Annotated in this window: 14 protein-coding genes and 5 tRNA genes; 7 read left to right on the top strand and 12 right to left on the bottom strand. The window is 74.3% G+C overall.

Going from position 1 to position 16,511, the window contains the following annotated elements; genetic code table 11:
- Positions 1-175 precede the first annotated feature (175 nt).
- The 4 genes from ABT403_RS37200 to ABT403_RS37185 all read left to right on the top strand — a co-directional run bounded on the left by ABT403_RS37200 (position 176) and on the right by ABT403_RS37185 (position 5,344).
- Positions 176-1,879, top strand: a complete 1,704-nt coding sequence (locus ABT403_RS37200; protein WP_344160812.1) for an NsdA family TPR-like regulatory protein — start codon at positions 176-178, stop codon at positions 1,877-1,879.
- Between the two features lie 20 nt (positions 1,880-1,899).
- Positions 1,900-3,132, top strand: a complete 1,233-nt coding sequence (gene lhgD, locus ABT403_RS37195) for an L-2-hydroxyglutarate dehydrogenase (RefSeq protein ID WP_344160809.1) — start codon at positions 1,900-1,902, stop codon at positions 3,130-3,132.
- 53 nt (positions 3,133-3,185) lie between these two features.
- Positions 3,186-4,001 carry a tRNA (guanosine(46)-N7)-methyltransferase TrmB gene (trmB, locus tag ABT403_RS37190; protein WP_425580218.1) on the top strand — a complete coding sequence of 272 codons (816 nt, stop codon included), beginning with the start codon at positions 3,186-3,188 and terminating at the stop codon, positions 3,999-4,001.
- Positions 4,002-4,078: 77 nt separating this feature from the next.
- Positions 4,079-5,344 (top strand): PrsW family intramembrane metalloprotease, encoded by a 1,266-nt coding sequence (locus tag ABT403_RS37185; protein WP_425580217.1) that lies wholly within the window; start codon positions 4,079-4,081, stop codon positions 5,342-5,344.
- A 13-nt stretch (positions 5,345-5,357) separates the two neighbouring features.
- Here ABT403_RS37185 and ABT403_RS37180 read toward each other — a convergent pair whose 3' ends face one another.
- From ABT403_RS37180 to ABT403_RS37140, 9 genes are all read right to left on the bottom strand, one after another.
- Positions 5,358-6,404 carry a M23 family metallopeptidase gene (locus tag ABT403_RS37180; RefSeq protein WP_425580216.1) on the bottom strand — a complete coding sequence of 349 codons (1,047 nt, stop codon included), beginning with the start codon at positions 6,402-6,404 and terminating at the stop codon, positions 5,358-5,360.
- A 280-nt stretch (positions 6,405-6,684) separates the two neighbouring features.
- Complete coding sequence (locus tag ABT403_RS37175) at positions 6,685-7,860, bottom strand: PP2C family protein-serine/threonine phosphatase (protein WP_425580215.1); 1,176 nt, start codon at positions 7,858-7,860, stop codon at positions 6,685-6,687.
- A 138-nt stretch (positions 7,861-7,998) separates the two neighbouring features.
- Positions 7,999-8,072 (bottom strand) — tRNA-Met (locus ABT403_RS37170).
- A gap of 161 nt (positions 8,073-8,233) precedes the next feature.
- Positions 8,234-9,121 (bottom strand): hypothetical protein, encoded by an 888-nt coding sequence (locus ABT403_RS37165; RefSeq protein ID WP_344160806.1) that lies wholly within the window; start codon positions 9,119-9,121, stop codon positions 8,234-8,236.
- A 309-nt stretch (positions 9,122-9,430) separates the two neighbouring features.
- A tRNA-Lys gene (locus tag ABT403_RS37160) sits at positions 9,431-9,503 on the bottom strand.
- 184 nt (positions 9,504-9,687) lie between these two features.
- Positions 9,688-11,913 carry a DEAD/DEAH box helicase gene (locus ABT403_RS37155; protein WP_425580214.1) on the bottom strand — a complete coding sequence of 742 codons (2,226 nt, stop codon included), beginning with the start codon at positions 11,911-11,913 and terminating at the stop codon, positions 9,688-9,690.
- Positions 11,914-12,924: 1,011 nt separating this feature from the next.
- Positions 12,925-13,299 carry a fluoride efflux transporter FluC gene (locus ABT403_RS37150; RefSeq protein WP_344160800.1) on the bottom strand — a complete coding sequence of 125 codons (375 nt, stop codon included), beginning with the start codon at positions 13,297-13,299 and terminating at the stop codon, positions 12,925-12,927.
- Positions 13,296-13,775: a fluoride efflux transporter FluC gene (locus ABT403_RS37145; RefSeq protein WP_344160797.1), complete on the bottom strand. Its 480-nt coding sequence runs from the start codon at positions 13,773-13,775 to the stop codon at positions 13,296-13,298. Before ABT403_RS37145 ends, ABT403_RS37150 begins: the two co-directional genes overlap by 4 nt.
- Complete coding sequence (locus ABT403_RS37140) at positions 13,772-14,122, bottom strand: metallopeptidase family protein (RefSeq protein ID WP_045946535.1); 351 nt, start codon at positions 14,120-14,122, stop codon at positions 13,772-13,774. Before ABT403_RS37140 ends, ABT403_RS37145 begins: the two co-directional genes overlap by 4 nt.
- Positions 14,123-14,248: 126 nt before the next feature.
- On the opposite strand from ABT403_RS37140, the gene ABT403_RS37135 reads away from it, so the two are divergent.
- The 3 genes from ABT403_RS37135 to ABT403_RS37125 all read left to right on the top strand — a co-directional run bounded on the left by ABT403_RS37135 (position 14,249) and on the right by ABT403_RS37125 (position 14,529).
- Positions 14,249-14,321 (top strand) — tRNA-Glu (locus ABT403_RS37135).
- A gap of 38 nt (positions 14,322-14,359) precedes the next feature.
- Positions 14,360-14,433, top strand: a tRNA-Asp gene (locus ABT403_RS37130).
- Positions 14,434-14,455: 22 nt separating this feature from the next.
- Positions 14,456-14,529, top strand: a tRNA-Phe gene (locus tag ABT403_RS37125).
- Between the two features lie 40 nt (positions 14,530-14,569).
- Here the strand turns inward: ABT403_RS37125 and ABT403_RS37120 are convergent.
- From ABT403_RS37120 to ABT403_RS37110, 3 genes are all read right to left on the bottom strand, one after another.
- Positions 14,570-15,415, bottom strand: a complete 846-nt coding sequence (locus ABT403_RS37120) for a cytochrome c biogenesis CcdA family protein (RefSeq protein ID WP_344160788.1) — start codon at positions 15,413-15,415, stop codon at positions 14,570-14,572.
- Complete coding sequence (locus ABT403_RS37115) at positions 15,412-16,152, bottom strand: DsbA family protein (protein WP_344160785.1); 741 nt, start codon at positions 16,150-16,152, stop codon at positions 15,412-15,414. The genes ABT403_RS37120 and ABT403_RS37115 overlap by 4 nt, the downstream gene beginning before the upstream one ends.
- A 49-nt stretch (positions 16,153-16,201) precedes the next feature.
- The coding region (locus ABT403_RS37110; protein WP_351650818.1) for a hypothetical protein at positions 16,202-16,511 on the bottom strand (310 nt) is incomplete at its 5' end.

Raw genomic sequence — 16,511 nt, 5'->3', positions numbered from 1 at the left:
GGGCGTGCGCCCCCGGGGAACGGGCCGGGGCGGACTGTGCATACGGACAACAATCCCGCCATACGGAAGGAGGGGCCTTAACGCTTGGGAGGCGGGGAACTACGCTGGGTTTACGAAATGCCGGGCGCCTATGCCCCGGCGGCGTCTGCGTTCCGCGTGTGACGAGGGGTGGCGCATGTCCAGGGAGCTCCGCGAGCCCAACGAGAAGCTCGGCGCCGTCCTCGCCCTGGCGGGCATCAGCAACGCGGGACTGGCCCGGCGGGTCAACGACCTGGGGGCGCAGCGCGGTCTGACGCTCCGGTACGACAAGACCTCGGTCGCGCGGTGGGTGTCGAAGGGGATGGTGCCGCAGGGCGCGGCCCCGCACCTGATCGCCGCGGCGATCGGCGCGAAGCTGGGGCGGCCGGTGCCGCTGCACGAGATCGGGCTGGCCGATGCCGACCCGGCGCCCGAGGTCGGGCTGGCCTTCCCGCGTGACGTCGGTGCGGCCGTACGGTCGGCGACCGACCTCTACCGGCTGGACCTGGCGGGGCGGCGCGGCGGTGGCGGGATCTGGCAGTCGCTCGCCGGCTCCTTCTCGGTGTCGGCCTACGCGACGCCGGCCTCGCGGTGGCTGATATCGCCCGCGGACAGCTCGGTGGCCCGCGAACCGGGCCCCGCCGCCGACCCGGGCCCGCCCGGCCTCCCGGGCACCACGGCCCCGACCGGCACCACGGCCCCAGCCGGCACCACCGCCCCGACGGGCACCACCGCTCCGGCGGCCGGCGGCGCTCCGGCGGCCGGCGGCGTCCGTACGGCCGCCCCGGCGCGCGCCGCCTCCGCCCCCGCCGCGCCCCGGCGCACTCCCGAAACCCCCGCGCAGGGCGTTGTGCCCGCCCGTCCCGGAAGCGAAACCGCCGCCGCCGCGCCGGCGGCGGCCCCCGCGCCGGCCCCGGCCGTGGTGCTCCCGGGCGTTCCCCCGCAGCGCGTCGGCCACAGCGACGTGGCCAAGCTGCGCGAGGCCGCCGAGGACGCCCGCCGCTGGGACTCCAAGTACGGCGGCGGGGACTGGCGCTCCTCGATGGTCCCCGAGTGCCTGCGGGTGGACGCGGCGCCGCTGCTGCTCGGCTCCTACACGGACGAGGTGGGCCGCGCCCTCTTCGGGGCGACCGCCGAACTGACCCGGCTGGCCGGGTGGATGGCCTTCGACACCGGCCAGCAGGAGGCGGCCCAGCGGTACTACATCCAGGCGCTGCGGCTGGCCCGCGCGGCCGCCGACGTCCCGCTCGGCGGGTACGTCCTGGCCTCGATGTCCCTCCAGGCGACCTACCGGGACTTCCCCGACGAGGGCGTGGACCTCGCCCAGGCCGCCGTCGAACGCAACCGGGGCCTGGCCACCGCCCGCACCATGAGCTTCTTCCGCCTCGTCGAGGCCCGGGCCCACGCCAAGGCGGGGGACTCGGCGGCGGCCGGTTCGGCGCTGCGGGCCGCCGAGGGCTGGCTGGAACGCTCCCGCGAGGGGGACTCCGACCCGACCTGGCTGGGTTTCTACTCGTACGACCGCTTCGCGGCGGATGCGGCGGAATGCTACCGGGACCTCAAACTCCCCCGGCAGGTCCGCCGCTTCACCGAGCAGGCCCTCTCGCGCCCCACGGAGGAGTACGTGCGCTCGCACGGCCTGCGCCTGGTGGTGAGCGCGGTCGCCGAGCTGGAGTCGGGCAACCTCGACGCGGCCTGCGCCGCGGGCACCCGGGCCGTGGAGGTCGCGGGCCGCATCTCCTCGGCCCGCACCACGGAGTACGTACGGGACCTGCTCCACCGCCTGGAGCCGTACGGTGACGAGCCGCGCGTCGCGGAGCTGCGCGAACGGGCCCGCCCGCTGCTGGTGACTCCCGCGTAGCCCCTATTGTCGGTGGCGGGGTGCAAGATGCAGGGGTGGGAGGTGTCAGCGTGGGCGGCGGCGTGGACTGCGATGTGCTGGTGATCGGTGGCGGGATCGTCGGCCTGTCGACGGCACACGCCCTGTCGAGCCTGGCACCCGGCACCCGCGTGACCGTGCTGGAGAAGGAGTCCGGGCCCGCCCGGCACCAGACGGGCCGCAACAGCGGGGTGATCCACAGCGGCATCTACTACCGCCCCGGCTCCCTCAAGGCGCGCTTCGCGGTGCGCGGGGCCGCCGAGATGGTGAAGTTCTGCGCCGAGCACGGCATCCCGCACGAGGTGACCGGCAAGCTGATCGTCGCCACCCACCGCTCCGAACTGCCCCGCCTGCACTCCCTCGTCCAGCGCGGCCGGGAGAACGGCATCCCGGTGCGCGAGCTGGGTCCGGCCCAGATCGCCGAGTACGAGCCGGAGATCAGCGGCCTGGCCGCGATCCACGTCGGCACCACCGGGATCGTGGACTACGGGCGGGTGGCCGCGCAGCTCGCCGAATCCTCCGGCGCGGAGATCGTCTACGGCGCCGAGGTGGACCTGATCTCGCGCCGCCCGTCCGCGGTCGCCGTGCGCACCACCTCGGGCCGGGTGCTCCGGGCCCGGGTGCTGGTGAACTGCGCGGGCCTCCAGTGCGACCGGATCGCCCGGCTCGCGGGGGACGACCCGGGCATGCGGATCATCCCCTTCCGGGGCGAGTACCACGACCTGGCCCGCCCCTCGCTGGTGCGCGGTCTGGTCTATCCCGTCCCCGACCCGGCGTTCCCCTTCCTCGGGGTGCACCTGACGCGGGGCATCGGCGGCGGGGTCCACGTCGGGCCGAACGCCGTGCCGGCGCTGGCCCGCGAGGGCTACCGCTGGCGTACGGTCCGGCCGCGCGACCTCGGCACGGAGCTGGCCTGGCCGGGATCCTGGCGGATGGCCGCGCGGCACTGGCGGTACGGGGCCGGCGAGATCCACCGCTCGCTGTCGAAGGCGGCCTTCACCGAGGCCGTACGCCGCCTGCTGCCCTCCGTCACGGAGGCGGACCTCACCCCCGCCGCGGCGGGGGTCCGGGCGCAGGCCGTCCTGCGGGACGGAACGCTCGTGGACGACTTCCTCATCCGCGAGGCCCCGCGCACGGTGCACGTCCTGAACGCCCCCTCACCGGCGGCGACGGCCTCCCTCCCCATCGGCCGCGAGATCGCCGCCCGCGCCCTGCGCACCCTCCGCTCGGCCTGACCCCCCGGCGCCGCCCGGCCGCCACAGGGCCCCCGGCGTAGAATCGGCGCATTGTGTCTGAGTCCCTGAACCCCCAGCCCAGCCTCCCCGACGCCGCGCCGGAGGCAGACGCGTACGTGCCGCCCAAGTGGCGGACCGAGCCCCGCTTCCCCGACGGGCCCGCGCCCGACCCCGCCGGCTCGCACCACGAGCGCCGGATCCGCAGCTTCCAGCCGCGCCGCAGCCGGGTCACCACCGGCCAGGGCGAGGCGCTCAAGCGGCTGTGGGGCACCTGGGGCCTGGACATCGACGGCCGCGAGGTCATCGACCTGAACCGCCTCTTCGACGGCCTCCCGGTGGTCCTGGAGATCGGCTTCGGCATGGGCGAGGCGACCGCGCAGATGGCCGCCGCCGACCCCGCCACCGGCATCCTCGCCGCCGACGTGCACACCCCCGGCCAGGGCAACCTCCTCGCGCTCGCCGAGCGCGGCGGGATGACCAACGTGCGCGTGGCCAACGGCGACGCGATCATCCTGCTCCGCGAGATGCTCCCGCCCCACTCGCTGGCGGGGATGCGCGTGTACTTCCCGGACCCGTGGCCCAAGGCGCGCCACCACAAGCGCCGGCTGATCCAGCCGGAGTTCCTCGACCTGGCCGCCACCCGCCTGGCGCCCGGCGCGCTGCTGCACTGCGCGACCGACTGGGAGCCGTACGCCGAGCAGATGCTCGAAGTGCTCACCGCGCACCCCGAGTTCGAGAACACCCAGGCCGACGGCGGCTACGCCCCGCGCCCGGAGTTCCGCCCCCTCACCCGCTTCGAGGGCCAGGGCCTCGACAAGGGCCACGTCGTACACGACCTGCTCTTCACTCGCACAGAACCCAAGGCGTAGCCCAAGAACCGACAAACGTCACTCCGAGTGTCCGAGCGGCTCGGTAGGGTCATCATGTGCTCCGAGCGCTCTCCCGTGTGCGAGCACGCCCGTCGGGCGCGGCCCGCGCGTGCGTGCTCGTCGTCCTGCTCGGCGCGACCGGGGCCGCCATCCTCGAACTCGTGCGGGAACAGACGGGCACGGCCGGTTTCTTCGTAGGCCTGGGCCTGGCCCTGCTGCCGGTGCCGCCGCTGATGGCGGCGTTCCGGTGGCTGGGCCGGGCGGCTCCCGGCCCCTGGCGGCTGCTGCTGTTCTGCTTCGGCTGGGGGGCCTGCACCGCGGCGCTGATCGCGATACTGGCGAACAGCTTCGCCACGGAGTGGATGGCCGAGGCCGCCGACCCCGCCGCGGCCGACCTGCTCGGTTCGGTGGCGGTCGCCCCGGTCGTGGAGGAGTGCGCCAAGGCGGCCGCCCTGTTCGCCGTGTTCGCCCTCCGAAGACCGCCGTGCGCCGGCGCCGCCGACGGGTTCGTGTTCGCCGGTTTCACCGCGACCGGCTTCGCCTTCACCGAAAACGTCCTCTACCTGGGCAACGCCTTCGAGGAGGACCTGGCCAAGGGCACCGGCGTGCTCGACTCGGTGACGGCGGCGACCTTCTTCGTCCGCGTCGTGCTCTCCCCCTTCGCGCACCCGCTGTTCACCGTGCTGACCGGCCTCGGGTTCGGCATCGCCGCGTTCAGCGACCGGCGCGCCCGCCGGGCCGGGCTGCCGCTGCTGGGCCTCGCCCTGGCCATGGCCGCGCACGCGCTGTGGAACGGCTCGTCCCACATCGGGGAGTACGGGTTCTACTGGGTCTACTGCTGCGTGATGGTCCCGGTGTTCGGGCTGCTGTTGTGGCTGGCGGTGCGGATGCGGCGCGCACGGCTGCGGACCGTCGCCGCCGAACTGTCGGTGTACGCCGCAGCGGGCTGGATCGGCCCGGCGGAAGTGCCGGCACTGGCCTCGATGCCGGCCCGCTCCCTGGCGCGGGCCCTGGCCCGTACCACCGGCGGCCGCCCCGCCGCCCGGGCGGTGTCCCGGTACACGTCGGACGCCGCCGCGCTGGCCCTGCTGCGCCGGCGGGCCCGGCAGGCGGGCGTCGGCGGGGATCCCCGGTTCGCCGCGCGGGAGCGGGAGTTGCTGCACCGGCTCTGGCTGCGGCGGGCGACCGCCGCGCCCGCCCTGGCCCGGGCGGCCGTACTGGAGGAGCTGCTGCCACCGCGCTCCGGCCCGGCGGCCGCGGGCCCCGCCCGCCACGCCCGGCAGGCCGCGCCGCTCGCCGTACCGGCCCCGAGGCGGGCGGAACTCTCGGCCGCCCGGGGGTGATTCCGGCAGGGGCTCAGACGTCCAGGCCCCGGGCGGTCAGCCACGACAGCGGGTCGACCGTCGATCCGCCCTTGCGGACCTCCAGGTGCAGGTGGGCGCCGGTGACGTTGCCGGTCGCGCCGACCCGGCCGATGGTCTCGCCCGCGCCGACCGAGCCGGAGGTGACGGACATCGAGGACAGGTGGCAGTACCAGACCTCGGTGCCGTCGTCGAGCCGGAGCACGATCCGGTAGCCGTAGGCCCCCGACCAGCCCGCCGAGACGACCGTCCCGCCGCCGACGGCCTTGACCGGGGTCCCGGTCGGCGCGGCGAAGTCCAGGCCGGTGTGGTGGCCGGAGGACCACATGGAGCCCGCGTCCCCGTAGTGCGAGGTGAGGGTGTAGGACGAGGTCGGCAGCGACCAGCCGCCGGAGGACTTCACCGTGGAACCGCCGCCCGAACCCGTGTCCGCCGCGCCCTTGGTCCCGGCCTGCCTGGCGGCCTCGTCCGCGGCCGCCTTCTCGGCGGCGGCCTTCTCGGCGGCGGCGCGGACCGCCTCGGCCTCCTTGTCGGCCGCTTCCTTCTGACTGCGGGCCTCCTGCGCGGCGCTCTCTCGGGCGACCCGCTCGGCCTCCGCCCGGGCCTGGGCCTCGGCGGCGTCCTGCTGGGACTCGGCCTGCTGGAGGATGCGGTGGCGCAGCGCCTCGCCGGCGTCGGTGTGCCCCTGGGTCCGGACCTCCTGCTGCCCGTCCGCCTGCCGGGGCACGCTCACGGACTCGGCGTGCGCGGCGGCCGCTGCGGAGTGGTCCCCGCCGCCCAGCAGGTCGGGGATCGAGGGCACGGATATGGCGACCTGGGGCCGGTCCTGCGCGGTGGCGATGCCGCCCGCGCCGACCGCCGCGATCACGCCGACGCCGAGGACGGTCGAGCTGCGGGCGAGTCCGCCGCGCGGCTTGAGGACCCGGTGCTTGCCCCGGAGCGGACGGGCGGAGTCCTCGGTGGGATTCCACTCGCCCCATGCGCCTGCGGTGGGCGTCTCCTGGAGTTCGATGCCTTCAGGGGCAGGCGAGTTGGAGGCCACCGGGCACACTCCTCATGGGCGAGAACGCACACGGGTGCCGTCGAGGGCGACGGCTGGACGACCGCGCTGCGTTATCAAACGGTAATAGACGCAGGGGAGTGATTCCAAGCTGGCACGAATGATCGTTCACGCCAATCGGCCACCCCCCGAACAACTTTGGCCGCCACATACGCCAACACACCAACCCAATCAGGGCAAAAGGTCGCCGCCTCCCTTATCACTCCGGCCACAGTGGCCGAATGACCGGCCGTCAACCACCTTGCGCAGAGCGCCCCATAAGCTACGCACGGTCACCGGGCTCGTCCTCGCGGGGCACCACCGGGACCGTCCTCCTGCGTTCCGGCTGCCCCTCCCCCGCCCGCCCCACCGCCAGGAGGGCCATGTCGTCGGTCGTCCCGCCGCCCGTATGGCGGCGCACGTCACTGCTGAGCGCGCTCAGCACCTCGTCCGGCCCGGGGAAGACCCGCCCCCGCAGCCGGACCGCCGGGTCGTAGAAGACCCCCGCCCCGTCCCGCGCCTCGGTCACCCCGTCCGTGAACAGGAGCAGGGTGCTGCCCGGCGGGAACGGCCACTCCCCGGCCGTGTCGGGCCGGCCCTCCGCCAGCTCGCCCAGGCCCAGCGGCAGCGCGGGCTCGGCCGGGGCCAGGACGGCCAGCCCCCCGTCGGCGTACAGCAGCAGCGGCTCGGGATGCCCCCGGTTGACCAGCCGCAGCACCCCGGCACCGGCCGGGATCTCCCCGAGCACGCAGGTGGTGAACCCCTCCTCCGCGTCCAGGCCCTCACGCCGGGTCCCCTCGCGGGCCAGCGCCCGCTCCAGCCGGCGTGCGAGCCCCTCCAGGGTCGACTCGGTCTCGGCGGCCTCCCGGAAGGCCCCCAGCACCACCGCGACGGCCTCCACCGCCCCCAGCCCCTTGCCTCGTACGTCGCCCACCGCGAGCCGGACCCCGTACGGGGTGTCCTGGACGGCGTACAGGTCGCCGCCGATGAACGCGTCGGCCTGCGCGGCCTCGTACCGGGCGGCGACGTGCAGCCCCCCGATCCGCGCGGGCGGGGTCGGCAGTACGGCCCGCTGGGCGGCCTCGGCGATCCCGCGCGCCGAGGCGAGCCGCTCGCCGCTGCGCCGCACGACCCGGTTGATCAGCAGGGCCAGCCCGGAGACGGTCAGCACGGTCACCAGCTCGGTCAGCGCCTCCGCCTTCCAGCTGGTCCCGTTGTAGAAGTGCAGGCCCACGACGGCCGACGAGGACGCGATCCCGGTCACCGCGGTCGCCCCGAGGCTGAACAGCGGCGCCGCGATCAGCGGGGCGGCGGTGAAGAAGGGGGAGCCGGTGAAGCTGGGCGGGGTCAGCAGGTCGAAGGCCAGTCCGAGGAGGACCAGCAGGAACGGCAGGACCCGCACCACCCGCCGGGCGGCACCGTCCCCGCTCCCACCGTCGCCCTGCCGGCCCAGCCCCACGCCGCTCTCCTGCCGCCCGGTAGCCCCGCCCCTCAAGGCTGGCGGCCCGGACCCGGCCCGGCGACCCGGCCGGACCGGTCGGGTGACGGCGGATACGACGAAGGCCCGGATCCATGGGATCCGGGCCTTGGCCTTCAGTAGCGGGGACAGGATTTGAACCTGCGACCTCTGGGTTATGAGCCCAGCGAGCTACCGAGCTGCTCCACCCCGCGTCGGTGAACCCAACTCTACGGCATCCGGGGGACGGCTCTCGCCAATTAAGCCGCCCGAGCCCCTCCTGAGGGGCATCACCGCAGGTCAGAGGGGATAAATGAAGCCGTGCCGCGCCCAGAACAGCTTCGGGCGCGGCACGGCTGACGGGATCAGGGCCGGGTCAGGACCGCTTGCCGCTCTTCGCGAGGCCCTTCTCCGCCCCCGCGAAGCCGGAGGCCGGGGCCGACTCGACGTTGCCGGCCAGGAACGGGCCGCTGGGGATGAACGTGAGGGGGAGCGGAGTCCAGGGCCTCTGGTCCAGGGGGGCCGTGGAGCCGCAGTTCAGGGTCACACCGTTGGACGAGCACTGGAGCTCGTACACCAAGCCGGTCAGGGTCAGCACCTTGAAGTTCGTCACCCGGCCGTGGGACGAGATGGTGGCACCGCAGACGATGGAGGGGTCGGGGTAGTTCGGGTTCTGCGCGGGGTTGGTGAGGTCCTCGAACTTGTACGGACCCGTCTGCGGGTCGTCCCGGTGCCCACCGAACGCACGCCCGTTGAAGAGGACGACGGCGAACTCCTCGGTGTCGTTGGGCAGGACGGAGTCGATGCCGAAGCCACACCCACTGGCGCCGGTCGCACCCGTCGCACCCGTCGCGCCCGTGGCGCCCGTCGCGCCGGTGGCACCCGTCGCGCCCGTGGCACCCGTCGCGCCGGTCGCGCCCGTCGCCCCGGTCGGGCCCGTCGGGCCCGTGTCGCCCTTCGGTCCCTTCGGACCCCGCGGGCCCCGCGGGCCCTGCTTGCAGTCGTCGTCCCCGTGGCCGCCTCCCTTCGCGACCTCACGGCCGGCCGCGGCGCGGTCGCCGTCGTCGTCATGGTCGCGGTCGTGCTCCTTGCACCGGTCGAGGCCGGCCGACGCCGCCGGCGGCGCGGTCGTACCGAAGGCCAGCGCCGGGGCGGCGAGGCCCAGCACCACGACGGCCAGCGAGGCCACCGCGCTGCCGGCGAGGTACCTGCCCTGCCGGGGGAGCGGGCCGAGAGGGGATGCGGTCCTCTTCTCAGGACTCATGCGTGTTGCTCCTTGGGGAACCGAAGAGATGGGCCGGGAGGCGAAGGATTCGGCCTCCTTTCGCATGATGTGACCGGTATGACCGCATCCAGCCGGAGGCGCGCTGCCCGATCAGCGCGATGGCCCATCGCCAATGGGCCGAAGGGGTCATCCCCCGGCGTGCCGCACCCCGACGGCCCGTCACGTTCCGGCCAGAGCCGCCCGTCCCGGGAGCCCCGTACGGCCGCCAACGCACCGAGCGCCCCTCCGGTCGGAACCGGAGGGGCGCTCGGGGGCAGGTCGGAGGGGGTTTCCCCCGCCTGCGGGAGGTAGGCCATGTCGGACTCGAACCGACAACCAACGGATTAAAAGTCCGCTGCTCTGCCAATTGAGCTAATGGCCCTCCATGTGCTCACCCCAGAGCATAGCCGCAGAGGGGCTGCTGGCCGATCGGGTATCGCCGGGTGTGGCCCCGGCGGTTTCCCGCCAGGGGGTGCGGGTGGGGTGAAAGCGGCCGGAAATGGGCTCGGCCCCCACCGCACCGAGGTGCTGTGGGGGCCGATTCCGCGTCAGATGGGGCTCAGGCGTCAGCCGTTGCGCTTCCAGCGGGGCTTGTCGTCACGGCGGCCGCCGAAGGAGCCGTTGCCGCCGGACGGGCGGTCGTCGCGGCGGAAGCCACCACGGTCACCACGGTCGTCACGGTTGAAGCCACCCGACGGACGGTCATCGCGACGGAAACCACCCGACGGACGGTCGTCACGGCGGAAGCCACCGGACGGGCGGTCGTCGCGGCGGAAGCCACCACGGTCACCACGGTCGTCGCGGTTGAAGCCACCCGACGGACGGTCGTCACGACGGAAACCACCGGACGGACGGTCGTCGCGGCGGAAGCCACCACGGTCACCACGGTCGTCACGGTTGAAGCCACCCGACGGACGGTCGTCGCGACGGAAACCACCCGACGGACGGTCGTCACGGCGGAAGCCACCGGACGGACGGTCATCGCGGCGGAAGCCACCACGGTCACCGCGGTCACCACGGTCGTCACGGTTGAAGCCACCCGACGGACGGTCGTCACGACGGAAACCACCCGACGGACGGTCATCGCGGCGGAAGCCACCGGACGGACGGTCATCGCGACGGAAGCCACCACGGTCACCACGGTCGTCGCGGCGGTTGTCGCGGCGCTCGTAGTTGCCCCGGTCGTCGCGGCGCTCGGAGTTGCGCTGCTCCTGGGCGGCGGCCTGCGCGGCCTGCTCGGCCACGGCGGCGGCGAGCTCGGCCTCGGCGGCCTCGACGACCTCGGCGACGGCGGCCTCCGGGTCCTCACCGCGCTCACGGGCGGAGCGGGCGACGAGGCGGTCGGCCTCCTCGCGGAGCTCGGCGGCGCGACGGGTCGCGCGCTCCAGCTGCTTGGTCAGGTCGGCGACCTCGCGCTCGGCCTGCTTGGCGGCGTTGTTCGCGGAGTCGGCCTGGACCTCGGTGAGCGAGCGCGCACCGGTGATCTCGGCGACCTCCGGGTCGAAGGCGCCGGCCCCGCCGACGATGTGGCGCGAGGCGTCGACGCCCGCGTCCTCCATCAGGCGGAAGATCTGGCGGCGCTGGTGCGGCAGGGCGAGGGAGACCACGACGCCCGACTTGCCGGCGCGGGCGGTGCGGCCCGAGCGGTGCAGGTAGTCCTTGTGGTCGCCGGCCGGGTCCACGTTGAGGACCAGGTCGATGCCGTCGACGTGGATGCCGCGGGCGGCGACGTCGGTGGCGACGAGCGCGTTGACGTAGCCGTCCTTGAAGTCGGCGAGGACGCGGGTACGGGCGCCCTGCGTCATGCCGCCGTGCAGCGCGTCGGCCTTCACGCCGGCCTCGACGAGCTGCTCGGCGATGCGGTCGGCGCCCAGCTGGGTGCGGACGAAGATGATGGTGCGGCCCTTGCGGGCGGCGATGGCGGCCGTGACCGGGGCCTTGTCCTTCGGCTTCACGACGAGGACGTGGTGGGTCATGGTCGTGACGTTGCCCTGGGCGCTGTCGACCTCGTGGCTGACCGGGTTCGACAGGTAGCGCTTGACCAGGGTGCCGATCTCGTTCTCCATCGTGGCGGAGAAGAGCATGCGCTGGCCGCCGGCCGGGACCTGGTCGAGCAGCTCGGTGACCTCGGGCAGGAAGCCCAGGTCGGCCATCTGGTCGGCCTCGTCGAGGACGGCGACCTCGACGTTCTCCAGGGAGCAGGCGCCGCGGTTGATGATGTCGCGCAGACGGCCGGGGGTGGCGACGAGGATGTCGACACCGCGCTCCAGGGCGTAGATCTGGTTGCCCATGGAGGTACCGCCGCAGACGACCTTCATCTTCAGGCCGAGGACGTCGCCGTAGGGCTGGAGGGCGTCCGCGACCTGCATCGCGAGCTCGCGGGTCGGGGTGAGGATGACGGCGCGGGGCTTCTTCTTCTCCGTGTAGCCGTCGGCCAGGCGGGCCAGGGTCGGCAGACCGAAGGAGAGGGTCTTGCCGGAGCCGGTGCGGCCGCGGCCGAGGATGTCCTTGCCGGCCAGGGCGTCCGGGATGGTCGCGGCCTGGATCGGGAACGGGGTGGTGACGCCGTTCTGCGCGAGCTTGCGCACGACGCCCTCGGGCAGACCGAGGTCCGCGAAGGTGACCGTGGGCTCGGCGTCGGCGGCGTCCTCGTCGGAGTCGACGTCGGCGTCGGCCGTCACGTCGGCCTCAAGCGCCTCGATGATCTCGTTCGCCTCCGCGGCCTCCATGGCCTCGGTGACCACAAGGGCTTCTACGGCGTCGACGATCTCGGTGGAGTCGTTCTCGGGCATGACGGAACGGTCAGAACTGGAAATGGACATGCGAAATGCGAAACCTTCCGGAGTCTCGGCACGCGCCCAAACTCCGTGAATCGCAAATCGACCGCCTCAATGCGGTCAGCCACGGCTAGGGAGAGTACGCGCCACACGGCGCTCTTCGGATTCGGCGCCGGGCAATGGGATCAAACGATCTATAACCATACGCACCCTCCCGGGGGTCTGGCAAGTCGCTGCCGGAAAAACCCCTCTGACCTGCGACGGAGCCCCCCGCGTCCATCCTCAGGCCGCGCTCGGCCCCGGCGACGCCGGAGGCGTCTCGCTCGGCGTGGGTTGCGTCACAGGGGGCGTGGTGGCCCCGCCGCCGGGCGTGGTGGTCGACCCTCCGGATCCGCCCGACCCCGACCCACCGGCCCCACCCGCCCCGCCCGCACCACCGGACCCCGACCCCGAACCGGACCCCCCGGCTCCCGAGCCCGACCCGGACCCCGAACCGGAACCACCCGCTCCAGACCCCGACCCCGAGCCGCCCCCGGACGGCACCTGGCCCCCCTGCCCGCCGGCCCCGCCCCCGGGACCGGCCGACGGCGAGGGCTGGCCCGGCTTGCCCGCGGGCGCGCCGGGGCCCGGGGAGGCCCCGGTCGTCCCGGAGGCCTTGCCGGGCTCGCCGGACTTCCCGTCCTGCGGGCCCGTGCCCTCCTTCACGCCGTGCCCGTTGCCGTGGATCCCCGAGCCGTGCCCGGCGGCCGCGCCCCCGGCCGTCCCGCCGGTGTCCTTGCCGCCGACCGAGGCGGCCGGCCCGGGCTTCGCCGCGTCCTCGCCCACGCTCATGCAGCCCGCCGTGGCCGCCACGGCGAGGGCGGAGACGGCCAGTCTCAGGGTCGTGGAGAGGGAGGGGTGCAACGGGCGCACGGGGGCACCTCCTGGGCGCGGGGCGAGGTCCGCGGTGAGCGGGTCAATGAGCCCAACTCCCTTTACCCCGTAAGAGACACGCCCCTTGCGCGAGTTGCGCGGACGGCCGCCGGGTCAGGCGAACAGCTGCCGCGCCACCTGCGACCCCAGCGTCACGGCGCCGAGGCCGACCAGGACCGAGGCCGCCACGTTCGCCGCGGCGAGGAACTTCCAGCCGCGCTCGGCCAGCCGCAGCGTCTCGTACGAGAACGTCGAGTACGTGCTGAGCGCCCCGCACAGCCCCGTCCCCAGCAGCAGCGCCGTCCGCGAGGAGCCGGCGCCCGCGAGCAGGGCCCCCGAGAGCACCCCCAGCACCAGGCAGGCACCCGCGTTGACCACGAAGGTCCCCCACGGGAAGACGGAGTCGTGCCGCGCCTGCACGAACCGGTCGGTCAGGTACCGCAGCGGCGCGCCGACGACCGCCCCCGCCACCACCAGCAGCCAGTTCACGCGGCCCCCCGCCCCCGTACCGCCAGCCGGGTCACCGAGGCCGCCGCCCACACCGCGCCCAGCGCGCCCGCCACGGTCAGCCCGGCGTACGCCAGCGCGAGCCCGGCGCGGCCGGCGTCCAGGAGGCGCGAGAAGTCCACGGCGTAGGTCGAGAAGGTGGTGAACCCGCCGAGCACCCCGGTGCCCGCGAAGGGGCGCAGCAGCGGGTGCGGGGAGCGCCGTCCGCCCTCGCTGATCAGCGCCATCAGCACGCCGATGAGCGCGCAGCCCACGACGTTGGTCCAGAAGGTCGCCCACGGGAAGCCCGCGGCCGCGGCCGGCCACAGCAGGGACACCCCGTAGCGCGCGGTCGCCCCCAGGGCCCCGCCGGCGGCCACGGCCGCGAGGACGCGGCCCTGCGGCTCGGCACGCTGGGCGGGGACGTGGAGGTCGACGTCGGGGTCGATCGCCTCCGAGCCCGGGACGGGCCGGGTCACCCGTATCCCAGGGCGTGCAGGCGTTCGTCGTCGATGCCGAAGTGGTGGGCGATCTCGTGGACCACCGTCACCTCCGTCTCGGCGACCACGCTCTCCCGGTCCTCGCACATCCGCAGCGTGGGGTTCCGGTAGATCGTGATGCGGTCGGGGAGCACGCCGGCGTACCACTCGCCGCGCTCGGTGAGCGGGGTGCCCTCGTACAGGCCGAGCAGGTCGGGGTCACCGGCCGGCGGCTCGTCCTCGACGAAGACCGCCACGTTGTCCATCAGCCGGGTCAGCTCCGGGGGGATCCGGTCCAGGGCCTCTGCGACGAGCTCCTCGAACTCCTCGCGCGTCATCTCCAGCACCCGGCCATTGTCGCCCCGCCGCAGGCCGTTCCCGCTCGCGGGTGGAAACCGTTTTGGCGATACCTCCTCCGATCCCATATGCTTCTCACGTCCCCGACGCGCTGGAAAGTGCCCGGCGGGCCTTTAGCCCTCATCGTCTAGTGGCCCAGGACGCCGCCCTTTCAAGGCGGTAGCACGGGTTCGAATCCCGTTGGGGGTACGCAACACCATGTGCAAGACTTGCTCTTGCACACACCAGGTCCTGTGGAGCAGTTGGTTAGCTCGCCACCCTGTCAAGGTGGAGGTCGCGGGTTCAAGTCCCGTCAGGATCGCTGAGGCCGGAAACGGTCTCGTGGCTGGGTAGCTCAGTTGGTACGAGCGATCGCCTGAAAAGCGATAGGTCGCCGGTTCGACCCCGGCCCCAGCCACAAAAGGAAGGCCCCGTCTCCGGACGGGGCCTTCCGCGTTTCACTCCTCCCCGGACCGCCCGGTGTCCTCGCGGGCCGAGCGCCGCCGGCGCAGCAGCCCGAAGGCCAGCGCCCCGGCGGCGACCAGGCCGAGCAGCGCCCAGTCCGGTACGGCGTCCGCGACGGCGCCGACCTGCTCCTCGACCGCGTACGAGTCGTCCACGTCCAGCAGGCCCGGCAGCGCGCTCGCCCCGTCGTACAGCAGGAACAGGGCGCCCAGGGTGATGAAGAACAGCCCGGACAGCAGCGAGGTCGTGTGCAGTTCGAGCCGGCCCACCCGCAGGGCGCGGCCGCGCAGCCAGCGCCGCCGGCCCAGGTCGAAGCGCTCCCAGAGCAGGGCCAGCACGAACAGCGGTACGGCCATGCCCAGTGCGTACACCGCGAGCAGCAGGCCGCCGTAGACGGGGCTGCCGCTGACCGCCGCCACCGTCAGGACGCTGCCCAGGATCGGGCCGGCGCAGAACCCGGCCAGCCCGTAGACGGCGCCGAGCGCGTACACCGACAGGGCGGTGGTCGGGCGGATCCGCCCCGAGAGCTCGGAGAGCCGCTTCGGGGCGAAGCCGAGGCCGAGGATCTGCGCCAGTCCCAGCGCGATGATCAGCCAGCCGCCGGCCAGGACGAGCTGGTCGCGGTGGGAGTGGAAGAACCGGCCCGCGTAGGAGCCCGCCGCGCCCAGCGGTACGAGGGTGGTGGCGAGGCCCGCGTAGAAGATCCCGGTCCGGGCGAGCAGCCGGGAGCGGGAGTCGATGGAGTACGCGAAGAAGGCGGGCAGCAGCAGGGCGCTACAGGGGCTGAGGAGGGCGAGGAGGCCGCCGAGGAGGGCGGCCGCGTACCCGATGCCGGTCACTGCCCGGCCTTCGCCTGCGCCTTGGCCCGGGCGATGGCCGTGGTGAAGGCGTCGAGGGGCTGGGCGCCGGCGATGGGCTGCCCGTTGACGAGGAAGGAGGGGGTGGACTGGACGCCGATGCGGTAGCCCTCCTCCCGGTCCCGGCGCAGGGCCGCGGAGGCCTCCTCCCCGGCCATGTCGGCCTTGAAGCGCTCCAGGTCGGGGACGCCGGCCTCGCGGGCCAGCTCGACCAGGCGCTCCTCGCCGAAGCCCTTGGCCTTGGCGCCCTCGGCGTACGCGGCGGCGTGGAAGGCGGTGAAGCGGTCCTGCCGGCCGGCCGCCCAGGCGGCCTTGGCGGCGGCCTCGGACTCGGCACCGAAGATCGGGAAGTTGCGCCACTCGATGCGCAGGGTGCCGTCCTCGACGTACTTCTTCACCAGTTCGGGCTCGGTGTCCCGGGCGAACTTGGCGCAGTAGCCGCACTTGAAGTCGGAGTACTCGATGAGGACGACGGGCGCGTCGGTACGGCCCACGGCGAGCTTGTCGCCGGGTTCGCGGCGGGCCAGCGCCTTCAGTTCGGCGGCGGGGTCGGAGCCGGGCGTGGCGTTCGCGGAGGCGGAGGTGTCGCGGTGCTTCTCCGCGGGCGCGGTGGCCTGCCAGGAGACGAGGCCGAGGGCGACCGCGGCGAGGGCGACCCCGGCGGCGTACAGCAGGGGCTTGCGGGAGGTCTTGCGGGCGGTCTTGCGCGGGGTGGACATACGGGTGCTCCAGAGCGGGGTGTACGGGGGAACCGGCGGACCGGCTCCCCTACACCCGCAGCACGGACAGCTCCACCGGCCCGGGCGCCCGCTGGTCGGGCCCGCGCACGGGCACCCGTACGCACTCGGCCCGGTACGGCCGCACCCCTTCGGGTACGGTCCGGGCGACGGGGACGGAGCCGTGCTCCTGCCCGGCCCGGGGCGGTACGGCCGGGGCGGGTGCGGGCCCGCCGGAGTCCGGGGCGCAGACGGGCCCCCGCGCCGGGGCAGCCTCCACGAGGACCGCCCGCACACCGGGGCCGGCCTGCGCGGACACCGTCCGGCCGGCCTGCGCGGACGCCGCCTGGGCGGCCTGCGCC

The sequence above is a fragment of the Streptomyces sp. NPDC000075 genome (assembly GCF_040301925.1).
Lineage (GTDB): Bacteria > Actinomycetota > Actinomycetes > Streptomycetales > Streptomycetaceae > Streptomyces > Streptomyces polychromogenes.
The sequence above is the reverse complement of the archived record's forward strand: the minus strand, read 5'-3'. Positions and strand labels throughout refer to the sequence as shown.

Excerpts from the sequence above, each read along its gene's own strand:
- ABT403_RS37200 (WP_344160812.1), top strand. The coding sequence starts at position 176 with ATGTCCAGGGAGCTCCGCGAGCCCAACGAGAAGCTCGGCGCCGTCCTC.
- ABT403_RS37165 (WP_344160806.1), bottom strand. The coding sequence starts at position 9,121 with ATGAGTCCTGAGAAGAGGACCGCATCCCCTCTCGGCCCGCTCCCCCGG.
- ABT403_RS37155 (WP_425580214.1), bottom strand. The coding sequence starts at position 11,913 with ATGCCCGAGAACGACTCCACCGAGATCGTCGACGCCGTAGAAGCCCTT.
- ABT403_RS37115 (WP_344160785.1), bottom strand. The coding sequence starts at position 16,152 with ATGTCCACCCCGCGCAAGACCGCCCGCAAGACCTCCCGCAAGCCCCTG.